The sequence below is a fragment of the Pseudomonas sp. 8(2025) genome (assembly GCF_052665325.1).
The window spans coordinates 1-15,046 of sequence record NZ_JBQOIE010000037.1 but is presented as its reverse complement, the minus strand read 5'-3'; the positions used below and the strand labels follow the sequence as shown (position 1 = coordinate 15,046).

Sequence of the window (15,046 nt, the reverse complement as noted above, 5' to 3'; positions counted from 1 at the left end):
CCGGCCTTCAGATTGATCGTCACGCCGGCCTTGCTGTCGGTGTATCCAGCGATGTCTAGGCCCGCACCGCCGAAGAATTGGTCGGCTCCCGCGCCACCGTAAAGCGTGTCGTTACCTGAGCCACCGGTGATGATGTTGTCGCTGTCGTTGCCGTAACCGATGAAGTTCTGGCTGCCGGTGTAGGTCAGACGTTCGACGTTCGCAGCCAGGATTGTGCCGCTTGGGTTGATTACGGACACTCGCACTTCATCATTGCCACCACCGGCCTGTTCGACGATGGTCGGCGTGACGCCGGTGTTGATGTAGTAGATATCATCGCCCGCACCACCTTCCAGGCGGATGGCGGTTGCGGTGTGATCGGGGCCGGAGGTCAGGACGTCATTGAATGCCGAACCGATGACGTTTTCGATGCTGGTCAGAGTAGTACCCTCGGCATCTCCGCCCTTGCCAGCCGGTCCTGTACCGAAGCGTACTTCCACGTTTACCCCGGCAGAGGAAGCCGAGTAATCAATCGTGTCGAAACCGGCGCCACCATCGATCTTGTCTGCTCCGGGACTCCCCTTGATGACATCATTCCCGCCCAGAGCGTTGATTTCGTCATACCCATCGGTACCTGTCAGCGTGTCAGCACCGTTTGTCCCGTTGATAATTGCCATTCGCGTCTTCCTTGCTTTGATGTTGAACCAGATACCGTGAAAAACGTGTTTGCAGCCAATTAGTTGAGATAGAAATCGCTTCCATCGATTTCGGCCGCTATGGGCCGAACGTGAAGATAAAAATCAACAGTTCCTGACGGGGATGATCAAGCTGAGATTTTTTCCGTCAGGTGCCCCGCCAGAAAGTCGATGAAGGCCCGGGTTTTCTGCGGCACCCGCCGCGCCGAGGGGTAGACCACGTTGATGCTGATGGGCGGCGCCTGCCATTCGCAGAGCACCGGCACCAGGCGCCCGGCCGCCAGGGCGTCCTCGACGATGAAATCCGGCAGCAGGGCGATGCCCATGCCGGCCTCGGCGGCCTGGGCCAGCAGGTCGCCGTTGTTGGCGTGCAGCGGTCCGGTGACATGCACCCGCTGCACGTCACTGCCGTTGCTCAATTGCAGGCTGACGCCGCTTTGCAGGTAGCCGTAGTTCAGGCACTGGTGGCTGCTCAGGTCCTTGGGCTGGCGCGGGATGCCGGCCCGGGCCAGGTAGGTGGGGGAGGCCACCATGATCCGCGGTGCCGGTGCCAGCTGGCGGGCCACCATGGACGAGTCCGGCAGGCTGGCAATGCGCAGGGTGACATCGAAGCCGCCGCGCAGCGGGTCCACCTGCTGGTCGCTGAGCACCAGTTGCAACTCGATCAGCGGATGCTGTTCGTGGAACAGCGGCACCAGCGGCCCCAGCCGACGCAGACCGAAGGACATCGGTGCATTGACTCGCAGCACTCCGCGCAACTCGGCGATGCCATCGCGCGCGCGCTGTTCGGCTTCGTCCACCGTGGCCAGCACTTCCCGAACGCTTTCGTAGTACTCGGCACCGGCTTCGGTCAGGCGCAGGCTGCGGGTGGTGCGTTGCAGCAGTTGCACGCCGATGGCCTCTTCCAGCGCCTGGATCTGTTTGCTGACCTTGGAACGGGGCACGTCCATGGCGCGGGCGGCTGCCGCAAAGCCGTTTTCGTCGACGGTGACGACGAAGGCGCGCATGCATTCGATACGGTCCATTATTGTCCCTGTTTTAGAATCAATGATTCTCGATTTTAGGTAATTGTTCCTTTTTCGGCCAGGCCCTAGATTAGCCACCAAGCCGGACGCCACGGGGCGCAAGCAGCGCTATCAGCCGGTCATGTTCGACCCTCACTCTCTGACTGCAAAAGGAACGCGCCATGTCCATTCGTGAATTGCTCAACCCGACCAACTCCGCCCTGATCCTCATCGACCACCAGCCGCAGATGGCCTTCGGCGTGCAATCGATCGATCGCCAGACCCTGAAGAACAACACCGTGGCCCTGGCCAAGGCGGCCAGGATCTTCAACGTGCCGAGCATCCTCACCTCGGTGGAGACCGAAAGCTTCAGCGGCTACATCTGGCCGGAACTGCTGGCGGTGTTTCCCGGCCAGCAGCCCATCGAGCGCACGTCGATGAACTCCTGGGAAGACCGCAAGCTGGTGGACGCGGTGAAGGCCACCGGGCGCAAGAAACTGGTGATGGCGGCGCTGTGGACCGAGGTCTGCCTGACCTTCCCGGCGCTGGAGGCCATGGCCGAAGGTTACGAGGTGTACATCGTCACCGACGCTTCTGGCGGCACCAGCCAGGAGGCCCACGACATGGCCGTGCAGCGGATGATCCAGGCCGGCGCGGTACCGGTGACCTGGCAGCAGGTGCTGCTGGAGTACCAGCGCGACTGGGCGCACAAGGACAGCTACGACGCGGTCATGGGCCTGGTACTGGAACACAGTGGTGCCTACGGCATGGGCGTGGACTATGCCTACAGCATGGTGCACAAGGCCCCGCAACGTCAGCTGTAGGCGCCGGCTGGCCGGCGAATGCGATCGCACCCACCGCTTCGCTGGCGAGCCAGCCCCTACGGGCCTTAACTGTGATGCGCGAATGCATCTCCTAGCAGACACTGGAGCCTTCTGATGAATATCGAACTCACCGACGGTGTCGTGACCCTGCTGGTCCGTCACCGGATCAAGCAGGGCCAGGATCAGGCCTATGAAACCTGGCTGCGGCAGATCATCGCCAAGGCTCGCAGCTATCCGGGGCACCTGGGCATCGACGTGGTGCGTGGCCACAGCGGCGGCCTCGGGTTGTTCACCAGCGTGCTGCGCTTTGCCAGCACCGAACAGTTGCAGCACTGGCTGGATTCCGCCGACCGCCGCGAGCTGGTGCAACAGGCCCAGCACCTGCTGGCCGACGGTGACCAGACCGAAATCAACGCCGATCGCGAATTCTGGTTTACCCCTCAGGACGGCGGCGCACCGACCCCGCCACCGCGCTGGAAACAGGCGTGTGTGACCTTCCTGGTGATCCTGCCGCTGAGCTTCCTGGTGCCGCAATTGTGGAAGCCGCTGTTCGCCCAACTGCCCTGGCTTGGCGGCTATGTGCCGGCCACGGTGCTGATCACCCTGAGCATCGTGCTGCTGGTGGTCTACGTCTTCATGCCTCGGGTCACGCGCCTGTTCAGCCGCTGGCTGCAGCCGCGCAATGCGGCCTGATTCCTTCCCGACCTTCGTTTGGAGCAATGCCATGAAACCCGATGCAATTGCCGACCTGATTCTGTTCAACGGCCGCCTGCACACCGTGGACCGGGCCAAACCCCGGGCCAGCGCGGTGGCGATCAAGGACGGGCGCTTCATCGCCGTGGGCAATGACGCCCAGGCCATGGCCCTGCGCGGCGCCGGCACCCAGGTCATCGACCTCATGGGGCGCACGGTGATCCCCGGGCTCAATGACTCGCACCTGCACCTGATCCGCGGCGGCCTGAACTACAACCTGGAACTGCGCTGGGAAGGCGTACCGTCCCTGGCCGATGCCCTGCGCCTGCTCAAGGAACAGGCCCTGCGCACCCCGGCGCCGCAGTGGGTACGGGTGGTGGGCGGCTGGAACGAATTCCAGTTTGCCGAGAAACGCATGCCGACCCTGGAAGAACTGAACCAGGCGGCGCCGGATACCCCGGTGTTCGTCCTGCACCTGTATGACCGCGCCTTGCTCAACCGCGCCGCGCTGCGGGTGGTGGGCTACGACCGCAACACGCCGAACCCGCCGGGGGGCGAGATCGTCCGCGATGGCAACGGCAACCCCACCGGCATGCTGATCGCCCGCCCTAATGCGATGATTCTGTACGCGACCCTGGCCAAGGGGCCCAAGCTGCCGTTGGAGTACCAGGTCAACTCCACCCGCCAGTTCATGCGCGAGCTCAACCGCCTGGGGGTCACCAGCGCCATCGATGCCGGTGGCGGCTTCCAGAACTACCCCGACGACTATCAGGTGATCAACCAGCTGGCGGCCCAGCAGCAACTGACCGTGCGCATCGCCTACAACCTGTTTACCCAGAAGCCCAAGGAAGAACTGGCGGACTTCAAGCACTGGACCTCCAGCGTGACCTACGGCCAGGGCGACGACTTCCTGCGGCATAACGGGGCAGGGGAGATGCTGGTGTTTTCCGCTGCGGATTTCGAGGACTTCCTCGAACCGCGTCCCGATTTGCCGCAGAGCATGGAGCAGGAACTGGAACCGGTGGTGCGCCACCTGGTGGAGCAACGCTGGCCGTTCCGTCTGCACGCCACCTACGATGAGTCCATCTCGCGGATGCTCGATGTGTTCGAAAAGGTCGACCGCGACATTCCCTTCAACGGCCTGCCGTGGTTCTTCGATCATGCGGAAACCATCAGCCCGAAGAACATCGAACGGGTGAGGGCACTGGGCGGCGGCATCGCGATCCAGGACCGCATGGCCTTCCAGGGCGAGTACTTCGTCGAGCGCTACGGCGCCAAGGCCGCCGAAATGACCCCGCCGATCCAGCGAATGCTCGCCGAAGGCATTCCGGTTGGCGCCGGCACCGACGCCACCCGAGTCTCCAGCTACAACCCCTGGACCTCGCTGTACTGGATGGTCAGCGGGCGGACTGTCGGCGGGCTGGAGCTGTACCCCCAGGGCCTGAGCCGCGATACCGCGCTGGAGCTCTACACCCACGGCAGCGCCTGGTTCTCCTCGGAACAGGGCAAGAAGGGCCAGATCAAGGTCGGGCAACTGGCGGACCTAGTGGCCCTGTCGGCGGACTACTTCAGCGTCGAGGAAGAGGCGATCAAGTGGATCGAGTCCCTGCTCACCGTAGTGGATGGCAAGGTGGTGCATGCCGCCGGTGACTTCGACCAACTCGCCCCACCGAGCCTGCCGGTGACCCCGGACTGGTCGCCGGTGGCCAAGGTGCCTGGGCATTGGAAGCCCAACGCACCGTTGCAGAACCAGGTGCACCAGTGCAGCGGACCGTGCGCAGTGCATGCCCACGGGCACCAGAAAGCGCGCATGTCCAATGTACCGGTGAGTGACTTCCAGGGGTTCTGGGGAGCGTTTGGGTGTTCGTGTTTTGCGTTCTGAGCTGTAGGAGCTGGCTTGCCAGCGAAGGCGGTTTCAAGGCTAACACCGCTTTCGCCAGCAAGCCGGCTCCTACGGGTTTGAAATTGGCTTCAATAAAAATGGGCGCTCATGAAGAGCGCCCATTCAATTGTTTAAACAACGAGTTGGTGATTAACGAATTGATCGCGTTACTTAGCAGAACCGATCAATAACCCGAACTTCCGACTTATCCCGCAGCGATTGCCATTCGGCTTTCAGGGTCTCCAGGACCCGGCCGATGAAGTCCTTGTCGGCGGCGGCTTTCTTGCCGACGTAGCCCTGGCCGCGGCGGTACATCTTCAGGCGGGCCGCGAGGTCCCGGTTGTTCTGGTCGAACTCTGCTTCATGGCTATGGGGCGACAGGCAGTCGATATGCACTTGGCCCGACTTGGCGATCCACAGGATGTGGCTGTCGTGGCTGTCTTTCTGTGCGGCGAACATACGTGCCAATTCATCAATAGTGGGTTGATTATTAAGATTCATTTGTAGCCCCCTTGACCATTTATCGATCTATCTAAGTTGATTCGCTAATTCATCTTGCTACGTCGGTAAGTTGAACCCTGATACCGGAAACAGGGCGACAGAGGGTGTCTGTCGGATACAGATAAGGCCCAGAGCCTGATGCGTGTAGTTGCCTTGATTAACTGCTACGCAATAGCGTCACAACGAAGAGAAGCAGCGTAAACCTGGATGAAGCTGCCGACATTCCCACCATCGGCCACAAGCATCTTGAAGAGTTTTCGCCGGCTTCCCGTCTTGGTACTGGACGGTCAATGCCAGGTCAGTTTCATCAATCTGCCTTGTGGGCAGTACACATCCGGGTCACAGCTCGGCGGTCAGACGAGCTTGCTCATAACACCTTTGCCTCGTCCCCCGATCGGGGAGACGTCTGCATCATGCAAGGCCGAAATCCTCTCGTCAACGGTTTTGTAGTGAAAATTTTCAGGCACTACATATTGTCTGACAAAAGCCGAAAAGCCATCATCCGGCCCCCCCAACGCGAGGCTGGGCAGGTAGAATCGGCGCCTTGAAATGTTCTGAGGTTGCAGCGGTGGATGTACAACAAGGCTTCGTCCTGACCCGGCACTGGCGCGATACGCCGGCGGGCACGCAAGTCGATTTCTGGCTGGCCACCGACCGGGGGCCGCGCCAGATCCGCCTGCCGTTGCAGACCTCCGTGGCCTTCGTCCCGGCGGCGCAGCGGGCCCAGGCCGAGCGCTTGCTGACCGACGACCCGGATGTGCAACTGCGCCCATTGCAGTTGCGGGACTTCCACCAGCGCCCGGTGCTGGGCCTGTACTGCCCGCAGCACAATCAGCTGATGCGCCTGGAGAAGACCCTGCGGCGCGCCGGGGTCGAGGTGTTCGAAGCCGATGTACGACCGCCCGAGCGCTACCTGATGGAGCGCTTCATCACCGCGCCGGTGTCCTTCGGCGGCCAGCCCGGCCCCGATGGCTTGTTGCTGGAGGCGCAGATGAAGCCGGCGCCAAACTACCGGCCGAGCCTCAAGCTGGTGTCCCTGGACATCGAGACCAGCGAGCGCGGCGAGTTGTATTCCATTGCCCTGGAAGGTTGCGGCCAGCGCCAGGTGTACATGCTCGGCAAGGCCCGGGACGACGACAGTGCGGTGGATTTTGACCTGGAGTTCTGCGGCAGCCGCGAGCAGTTGCTGGAGAGGCTCAACCAGTGGCTGGCCGAGCATGACCCCGACGCGATCATCGGCTGGAACCTGGTGCAGTTCGACCTGCGCGTACTCCACGAACACGCCCGGCGCCTGGCGGTGCCGCTGCGCCTGGGGCGTGGTGGCGAGGAAATGCAGTGGCGCGAGCACGGCAGCCGTACCCACTATTTCGCCTCGGCCGCCGGCCGCTTGATCATCGATGGCATCGAGGCATTGCGTTCGGCGACCTGGAGCTTCCCTTCCTTCAGCCTGGAAAACGTCGCCCAGACCCTGCTGGGGGAGGGCAAGTCGATCGACAACCCCTACCAGCGCATGGACGAGATCAACCGCATGTTCGCCGAGGACAAGCCGGCCCTGGCCCGCTACAACCTCAAGGACTGCGAGCTGGTGACGCGGATCTTCGCCAAGACCGAGCTGCTGACCTTTCTTCTGGAACGGGCCACGGTCACCGGCCTGCCCGCCGACCGCAGCGGCGGTTCGGTGGCGGCCTTTACCCACCTGTACATGCCGCTGATGCATCGCCAGGGCTTTGTCGCGCCCAACCTGGGCGAGCTGCCGCCCCAGGCCAGCCCCGGCGGTTTCGTCATGGATTCGCGGCCCGGGCTCTACGAGTCGGTGCTGGTGCTGGACTACAAGAGCCTGTACCCGTCGATCATCCGCAGTTTCCTGATCGACCCTGTGGGGCTGGTGGAAGGCCTGCGCCAACCGGACGAGCAGCATTCGGTAGCGGGCTTTCGCGGCGCGCGTTTCTCCCGCACCCGGCATTGCCTGCCATCGATCGTGACCCGGGTCGCCGAGGGCCGCGAAGTGGCCAAGCGCGAGCACAATGCGCCGCTGTCCCAGGCGTTGAAGATCATCATGAACGCCTTCTACGGCGTGCTGGGTTCCAGCGGTTGTCGCTTCTTCGACCCGCGCCTGGCGTCCTCCATCACCCTGCGTGGCCACGAGATCATGGCCCGCACCCGGCAACTGATCGAGGCCCAGGGGCATCAGGTGATCTACGGCGACACCGATTCCACCTTCGTCTGGCTCGGCGGCCTGCATGACGAGGAACAGGCAGGCCTGATCGGCCGTGCCCTGGTGGCCCACGTCAACCAGTGGTGGCGTGATCACCTGCAGCAGCAATACGGCCTGGAAAGCGCCCTGGAGTTGCAGTTCGAAACCCACTACAAACGCTTTCTGATGCCCACCATCCGTGGCGCCGAGGAGGGCAGCAAGAAGCGCTACGCCGGCCTGGTGCAGCGCGCCGATGGCAGCCAGGAGATGGTCTACAAGGGCCTGGAGACGGTGCGCACCGACTGGTCGCCCCTGGCCCGGGAATTCCAGCAGGAGCTGTACCAGCGCATCTTCCACCGCCAGCCCTACCAGGACTATGTGTGCGACTACGTGCAACGCACCCTGGCCGGGCAACTGGATGACCTGTTGATCTACCGCAAGCGCCTGCGCCGGCCCCTGGACGACTACGAGCGCAACGTGCCGCCCCATGTCCGCGCAGCGCGCCTGGCGGACGAATACAACCGCGAGCAGGGCCGCCCATTGCAGTACCAGAACGGCGGCTGGATCAGCTACGTCATCACCCTGGCCGGCCCCGAGCCCCTGGAAAACCGCCGCGCGGCCATCGACTACGAGCACTACCTGACCCGCCAGTTGCAACCGGTGGCGGACGCCATCCTGCCGTTCGTGCAGGACGATTTCAGCACCCTGGTGGGTGGGCAGATGGGCCTGTTCTGAAGCGCTTCAATCCACCACGAACAGCTTGGCCCCCACGGCGGTGAAGGAGCGGTGCGGCTCGGCGTTGTCCGCCACCTGGTAGCTCATGCCCGGGGTCAGGACGAACCGCCGGCCGTCCTCCAGCTCGGTGTGCAGCTCGCCTTCCAGGCACAACAGGATGTGGCCCTTGGAGCACCAGTGGTCGGCCAGGTAGCCGGGGCTGTATTCCACCATGCGCACGCGAATTTCACCGAACTGCCGGGTGCGCCAGAAGGCGCCGCCGGTTTCGCCGCGATGCTCGGTGGGTTCGATGTTCGACCAGTCGGTGGTGGCGAAGGGAATTGCGCTGATGTGCATGCACGGCTCTTGAGGTTGTGAGGCAAAAGGGGAGAGGGCTCAGTCGTCCACGGCTTCGCAGAGACCACTGGCGCCATGCTTGTCGGTGTACTTGACGGTCACCGATTCGTCGTCCTCGACGCTGATGGACAGGCTGATTTCTGCCGTCTTGACCTGGAAATGCCGGTCATCCACGGCACTGTTCTTGACTGCTTTGCCGTTGATGTAAACCGGGCCGCCCTGGTCGGCGCTGACTGCCAGATTGCCCGGGCAGGAGACGTTGAACAGTGGAATGCCTTCGGCGTGGGCCGAGCCGGCAAGGATCATCAAGGTGCCCAGAAACAGGATTTTGCGCATCACAGACTCCTATCCAAAGAGGGCCGCGGGGCCCCGGTGCGGTGTCTAGCCTATCCCTTGGCGCCCCCTCGTGCGAGTGGAAAATTTACCCCGTGCCAGAGCGTTCCGGGAGCTTTGTAGGACAAAAAAAACCGTGGACTCACGGCTGACGGATATGTCAGGTTTCCAGCGCCTCAATGGGCGAGTGATAGGACGATCTCGCAGGCGGGGTCGCAGCTGTCCTATCGGATTTTTTGTCTGGAACAAGGACGTAGCAATGTCAAAAGCACTCTCGGAAGCAGTCGGCAACGGCATCGATTCGGCCGCTCAGGCCAGCCATGCCTACCAGCAAGTTCTGGCCTTCAGCCACCTGTATGACCGTGGCGGCAGCGAGCTGGTGAACGGCAAGCCATCCTTCACCGCCGACCAGGCCGCGGATTCGATCCTGCGCAAAGGCCTGTCCTGGCACGACCAGAACGGCGACGGCAAGATCGACCTGAGCTACAGCTTCCTCACCGAAAAACCGGCCAACTACAACCCGGCCCTGGGCAGCTTCAGCGAGTTCAGCGCACTGCAAAAAGCCCAGGCGCTGCTGTCCCTGCAATCCTGGGCGGACGTGGCCAACGTGACCTTCACTGAAGCGGCCAAGGGTGGCGACGGCCACATGAGCTTCGGCAACTACAACGTCAGCACCGGCGGCGCGGCCTTTGCCTACCTGCCGTCCGGCAGCAGCTACGACGGCCAGTCCTGGTACCTGATCAACGACCAGTACCGGGTCAACGAAACCCCGGGCAATGGCAACTACGGCCGCCAGACCCTGACCCACGAAATCGGCCACAGCCTGGGCCTGTCCCACCCGGGCGTGTACAACGCCGGCAGCGGCAGCCCGACCTACAACGACGTGACCTACGCCCAGGACACCCGCGGCTACAGCCTGATGAGCTACTGGAGTGAGAGCAACACCGGGCAGGACTTCAGCAAGGACGGCGGCGGTGCCTACGCCTCGGCGCCGTTGCTGGACGATATCGTCGCGGTGCAGAAGCTCTATGGCGCCAATCTGGAAACCCGTGCCGACGACACTGTCTACGGCTTCAACTCCAACACCGGTCGGGACTTCTACAGCGCCCACAGCGCTTCGGACAAGCTGGTGTTCGCGGTCTGGGACGGCGGCGGCAACGATACCCTGGATTTCTCGGGTTTCACCCAGAACCAGAAGATCAATCTCAATGAAGGGGGCTTCTCCGATGTCGGCGGCCTGGTGGGCAACGTGTCCATCGCCCATGGCGTGACGGTTGAAAACGCCATCGGCGGCTCGGGCAATGACCTGCTGATCGGCAACGCTGCGGCGAACATCCTCGAAGGCGGTGCCGGCAACGACATCATCTATGGCGGTGGCGGTGGCGACACCCTGTGGGGCGGGGCGGGGGCTGATACCTTCGTCTACGGCGCGGCTGCGGATTCGACCTTCGACGCCCCGGACTGGATCATGGATTTCGTCAGCGGCGAGGACAAGATCGACCTCACCGGGATCCCGCAATTCGCCTCCGGTGGTGCCACCCTGAACTTCGTCAGCGGCTTCACCGGGCATGCCGGCGACGCGATCCTCACCTACTACGCCGAAACCAACCAGACCAGCCTGATGATCGACCTGACCGGTCATGGCGCGGTGGACTTCGCCGTGGGTACCGTGGGCCAGGCGGCGGTCACCGACATCATCGCCTGATCGACCCTGGGTAACGGGAGCGGCGCCTCAAGGTGCCGCTCTTTGGCGAATTTCAGTCACCGCCCCCATCGCTGCCGCCACTGTCGCCATCACCGCCGAAACGCGAGCTGTCGCTGTCGCTGCTGCTGCCGGAAGAGTCGCTGTCCAGGGAGCTGCTGTGCAGCTCGCTGCCGCAGTGCACCAAGGTGGCGCTGCCGCCGTTGTCGGTCAGGCGGCGCAGGGACTGGCAGTCGGCGACGTAGTGAAAGCCCCCGGCAATCTTCAGCTTGGCGTCCAGGGCGAACAGCAGTGGCAGGCGGCTGGGCTGGGCCGGGTTGATGTTTTCTTCCAGGCAGGCCTGGCGCCAGACCCGGCGCAGGCCGTTGTCGCTTTGTTGCGCGGCGTTCTGGCCGAGCACCGCCGCCGGGGTGTGGTGGAGGAACTGGCCGAAGGCCTGGTTGCAGAACTGCTGGTAGTCCCGGGTATGCAAGATGAATTCGTGCCACAGGTCGTCCACCACCTGGGACGGCATCGACACGTAGCGCTGGCCGCTCTTGAGGTAGGCGAGAAAGAACTGGCGCAAGCCCTGGGCCACCAGCTGGCAGTCCTTGAGGTTCAGGTGTGGGTGCTGGGTGCGCAGGGGCTCGAACAAGCGCGGCGGCAGGGTGAAATTGCGGATGTGGGCTTCCCGACGCAAGGCCGTGAGGGCTTTCTGACGGCGCCAGAACACCAGGATCAGGGCCAGGGCCACCACTGCGGGCAAGATCAACAGCATGTTCGGTCTCCGCCGGAAAAAGTGCCGAGACAGTGGCGCAATGCGGCGTTTTATTCAAGCCATCGCCGTGCGCCTGCCGCCGGTGGTGGGGATCGGGGACACAGGCCGGGAAAAGTCCATCAGGGCCAACCAGCGCTTCTATCTTCTGCTTATTGCCGGACCACGACTTGGCTGGCCAGGGTTTACACACCACACGGAAGTCACCCCATGAAAGCACGCAGAACCCCCATTGCCGTTGCCATCGGCCTCGCCGGCCTGTGCCTGTTGCCCACGGTGCAGGCCGACCAGGGCAGCGACACGGTGGCCCGTCTCAACCAGTTGTACAACGACACCCGCCAGGATTGCGGCGGCCCGTCGAAACCGGCATTCCTGTGTTCCGGGGTGCTGTTTCGCGCCACCTGGCCGTCCACCGACTACCAGTTCTACAGCATCAGCCCGAAAAGCCAGGCCAGCGGCGGCGTATCGGCGTCCTACCTGCGCAAGGATTCGAAGTTCCGCAAGCTGGCCTACGGACTGCAGAGCGGCTTCATCTTCGACACCATCTTCGGCAACCCCAAGGATCACCAGGACTATGCGGTGCTCTGTTCCTTCCCCATCGACGCCGCCACCGACGACCGCGGGCAGCAGGGCTGCACCGACTCGCGGCGCACCCCGGGCAATGTCGAGAAGTACTGCCACGAGATCGGTGTGACCACCGCCGAGCAATGGGGCGCCAACTACCGACAGAACCGTGGCGACCACTCGCGCCAGTGTTCCTTCGATGTACGTGACGAACGCAACAGCGCCGCCGGCCCGGCGTTCTACCAGAGCATCCGTTCCATGGCGCAGATCGCCGCAGAATCCTTCGGCACTCAGAATGAGCTGCGCCTGGCCAAGTGGGAGGAAAAACCGCCGCAATCGCCCTCGATCCTGGCCCTGTTCTACACCGAGGATGGCGGCCTGGAAGGTGCGCGGCTGAACCAGATCCAGTGGTACAAGGCCGTGCAGCAGTACCTCCCGGTGATCAACATGAAGCTGCCGCAGACGCCGGCGCAGGACGCGAGTTTCGTCTACGACAACAAGAAGCAGGTGATCTACCCGATCACCGAGAAGAACGGCTGCGATCGCTATGTGCAGAGTGCGGTGTGGATCGAACGTGATGACCCGGGCTTCGGCAAGAAAGTCATGACCCTGGAAGTCACGCCCACCGATTGCGGGCGCAACGTCAAGGACAACCAGACCAACAACTTCTTCAACGAACTGGCCAGCGACCACTACCTGGACGCCCAGTGGAAGAACAACCCGGACAACCGCGACAGCAGCGTGGGCAGCATGCGCCGGCAACTGGTCTGCCACTTCAACATCGCCCGTAACAAGCCGGAGTGGAACCTGGAGCCTTCACGGCCCTACACCTCCAACGAAGACTCCATCGCCAAGGGCTGCAACAACACCTGAGGCCCGCCAGACCGCCTTCGCCGGCAAGCCGGCTCCTACGGGCTCCCCGCACTATCACCGGCCACCGTAGGAGCTGGCTTGCCAGCGAAGAGGCCCGCAAGACCACCCCCGTCGGCAAGCCCGAGCACGCTGCTCAGTTGTGGTTGATGTCGACGTCCCGGGTTTCCCGCAGGCACAACAACCCCACCACCAGGCTGACCCCGGTAATCAGCACCGGGTACCACAGGCCATAGAAGATATCGCCGGTGTAGACCACCAGGGCAAAGGACACGGTCGGCAGGAAACCGCCGAACCAGCCGTTGCCGATGTGGTAGGGCAGGGACATGGAGGTGTAGCGGATACGGGTCGGGAACAGCTCCACCATCAGCGCCGCCAGCGGGCCGTAGCACATGGCGGCAATCAGGATCAGCGCGACGATCAGCACCACCACCATGGTCTTGTTGACGTTCTGGCTGTCGGCCTGCTGCGGATAACCGGCCAGGGTCACTGCGCCGCGCAGGGCGGCCTCGTCGAAGCCGTTGATCTTCACATCACCGACGCTGACCTGCACCGGGCTGCCGGCGGGGGCGGCGATGCTGCTGTAGGGCAGGCCCTGCTTCACCAGGAAGGTCTTGACCTTGTCGCAGGGGCTGTCGAAGCGCGCCTTGCCCACCGGGTCGAACTGGAAGGTGCAGGTGGCCGGGTCGGCGGTGACGCTGATGGGCGCCTGGCGGCTGGCCTGGTCGATGGCCGGGTTGGCGTAGTGGGCCAGGGCCTTGAAGATCGGGAAGTACAGCAGCGTGGCCAGCAGCAGGCCGAGCATCAGCACCGGCTTGCGGCCGATCTTGTCCGAGAGCCAGCCAAAGAAGATGAACATCGGCGCGCCGATCACCACGCTGATGATCAGCAGACTGTTGGCCAGGGCCGGGTCCATCTTGAGGAACTGGGTGAGAAAGAACAAAACGTAGAACTGCGCGGCATAGAAGGTCACCGCCTGCCCGGCATTGATGCTGAACAGGGCGATCAGCACCACCTTGAGGTTTTCCCACTTGCCGAAGGATTCGCGGATCGGCGCCTTGCTGGCGCGGCCTTCCTCTTTCATTTTCAGGAAGGCCGGCGACTCGTGCAGGCTCATGCGGATCCAGGTGGAGATGCCCAGCAGCACGATGGACAGCAGGAACGGCAGGCGCCAGCCCCAGACCTCGAACTGGTCGCCGGTGAAGTAACGGCAGGCCAGCACCACCAGCAGCGACAGCAGCAGGCCCAGGGTCGCGGTGGACTGGATCCAGCTGGTGTGCAGGCCGCGCTTGCCCTGGGGCGCGTGCTCGGCCACGTAGGTGGCGGCGCCGCCGTACTCGCCGCCCAGGGCCAGGCCCTGGAGCATGCGCAGGGCCACCAGGATGATCGGCGCGGCGATGCCGATGCTGGCGTAGTTGGGCAACAGGCCCACGGCGAAGGTCGCAACGCCCATGAGGATGATGGTGGCAAGGAAGGTGTACTTGCGCCCGATCATGTCCCCCAGGCGGCCGAACACCAGGGCGCCGAAGGGGCGCACCACGAAGCCGGCGGCAAAGGCCATCAGGGCGAAGATGAAGGCCGTGGTGTCGTTGACCCCGGCGAAGAACTGCTTGCTGATCACCGCCGCCAGGGCGCCGTAGAGGAAAAAGTCGTACCACTCGAACACCGTGCCGAGGGACGACGCGAAGATGACCTTCTGGCTGCCCTTGGCAGTGGAGTCCTGCAGGGGCGCGTTCAGGGGCTGTGCGTGTTCTGACATAGGGGGCTTCCTTACAGTGATTATTGTTGTTGTTCCACTGCCGACGCCGTTTCCAGCGCCGCTGTTGCAGATTCACCGCGACCGCACGATGAACCCTCGTTTCCCTCATCCGTAGGAGCTGGCTTGCCAGCGAAGAGGCCCGTGAGCCGGGCGCCGGCCTTGGGGGTTCCTTCGCCGGCAAGCCGGCTCCTACATCAGGTGCATCTGTTCCTGCTGTCCCG

13 protein-coding genes are annotated in these 15,046 nt (G+C 63.4%); 6 read left to right on the top strand and 7 right to left on the bottom strand.

Translation table 11 applies throughout. The features are described from left to right. Positions 1-656 (bottom strand): calcium-binding protein (locus ACUXVH_RS31560; protein WP_445496844.1); only part of this gene is annotated, 656 nt, incomplete at its 3' end. A 146-nt stretch (positions 657-802) separates the two neighbouring features. After that, positions 803-1,699: a LysR family transcriptional regulator gene (locus ACUXVH_RS31555; protein ID WP_123397424.1), complete on the bottom strand. Its 897-nt coding sequence runs from the start codon at positions 1,697-1,699 to the stop codon at positions 803-805. Between the two features lie 161 nt (positions 1,700-1,860). On the opposite strand from ACUXVH_RS31555, the gene ACUXVH_RS31550 reads away from it, so the two are divergent. The 3 genes from ACUXVH_RS31550 to ACUXVH_RS31540 all read left to right on the top strand — a co-directional run bounded on the left by ACUXVH_RS31550 (position 1,861) and on the right by ACUXVH_RS31540 (position 5,077). Continuing rightward, positions 1,861-2,502 (top strand): hydrolase, encoded by a 642-nt coding sequence (locus ACUXVH_RS31550; protein WP_015635223.1) that lies wholly within the window; start codon positions 1,861-1,863, stop codon positions 2,500-2,502. 114 nt (positions 2,503-2,616) lie between these two features. Then, complete coding sequence (locus ACUXVH_RS31545) at positions 2,617-3,195, top strand: antibiotic biosynthesis monooxygenase (RefSeq protein WP_053157816.1); 579 nt, start codon at positions 2,617-2,619, stop codon at positions 3,193-3,195. Positions 3,196-3,226: 31 nt separating this feature from the next. Further along, positions 3,227-5,077 (top strand): amidohydrolase, encoded by a 1,851-nt coding sequence (locus ACUXVH_RS31540; protein ID WP_065363773.1) that lies wholly within the window; start codon positions 3,227-3,229, stop codon positions 5,075-5,077. Between the two features lie 171 nt (positions 5,078-5,248). Here the strand turns inward: ACUXVH_RS31540 and ACUXVH_RS31535 are convergent, their stop codons facing one another. Then, the gene (locus ACUXVH_RS31535; protein WP_011060776.1) at positions 5,249-5,578 is read right to left on the bottom strand and encodes a hypothetical protein; all 330 of its coding nucleotides are present in this window, start codon (positions 5,576-5,578) and stop codon (positions 5,249-5,251) included. 568 nt (positions 5,579-6,146) lie between these two features. Here ACUXVH_RS31535 and ACUXVH_RS31530 point away from each other — a divergent pair. Then, complete coding sequence (locus tag ACUXVH_RS31530; RefSeq protein ID WP_065363774.1) at positions 6,147-8,507, top strand: DNA polymerase II; 2,361 nt, start codon at positions 6,147-6,149, stop codon at positions 8,505-8,507. A 6-nt stretch (positions 8,508-8,513) separates the two neighbouring features. Here the strand turns inward: ACUXVH_RS31530 and ACUXVH_RS31525 are convergent, their stop codons facing one another. Together ACUXVH_RS31525 and ACUXVH_RS31520 are read right to left on the bottom strand one after the other, a co-directional pair. Next, positions 8,514-8,843 carry a DHCW motif cupin fold protein gene (locus ACUXVH_RS31525; protein ID WP_065363775.1) on the bottom strand — a complete coding sequence of 110 codons (330 nt, stop codon included), beginning with the start codon at positions 8,841-8,843 and terminating at the stop codon, positions 8,514-8,516. A 39-nt stretch (positions 8,844-8,882) separates the two neighbouring features. After that, the gene (locus ACUXVH_RS31520; protein WP_011060779.1) at positions 8,883-9,179 is read right to left on the bottom strand and encodes a hypothetical protein; all 297 of its coding nucleotides are present in this window, start codon (positions 9,177-9,179) and stop codon (positions 8,883-8,885) included. A gap of 256 nt (positions 9,180-9,435) precedes the next feature. Between ACUXVH_RS31520 and ACUXVH_RS31515 the strand changes: the two genes are divergently transcribed. Continuing rightward, positions 9,436-10,881: a serralysin family metalloprotease gene (locus ACUXVH_RS31515; RefSeq protein ID WP_011060780.1), complete on the top strand. Its 1,446-nt coding sequence runs from the start codon at positions 9,436-9,438 to the stop codon at positions 10,879-10,881. Between the two features lie 52 nt (positions 10,882-10,933). Here the strand turns inward: ACUXVH_RS31515 and ACUXVH_RS31510 are convergent, their stop codons facing one another. After that, positions 10,934-11,635, bottom strand: coding sequence for a glycine-rich domain-containing protein (locus tag ACUXVH_RS31510; protein ID WP_445496838.1), 702 nt, complete (start codon positions 11,633-11,635; stop codon positions 10,934-10,936). A 207-nt stretch (positions 11,636-11,842) separates the two neighbouring features. Between ACUXVH_RS31510 and ACUXVH_RS31505 the strand changes: the two genes are divergently transcribed. After that, on the top strand, positions 11,843-13,069 hold the full coding sequence (locus ACUXVH_RS31505; RefSeq protein WP_065363776.1) for a DUF2599 domain-containing protein: 1,227 nt from the start codon (positions 11,843-11,845) through the stop codon (positions 13,067-13,069). A gap of 133 nt (positions 13,070-13,202) precedes the next feature. Here the strand turns inward: ACUXVH_RS31505 and ACUXVH_RS31500 are convergent, their stop codons facing one another. After that, positions 13,203-14,825 carry an MFS transporter gene (locus tag ACUXVH_RS31500; protein ID WP_011060783.1) on the bottom strand — a complete coding sequence of 541 codons (1,623 nt, stop codon included), beginning with the start codon at positions 14,823-14,825 and terminating at the stop codon, positions 13,203-13,205. Between the last annotated feature and the right edge of the window lie 221 nt (positions 14,826-15,046).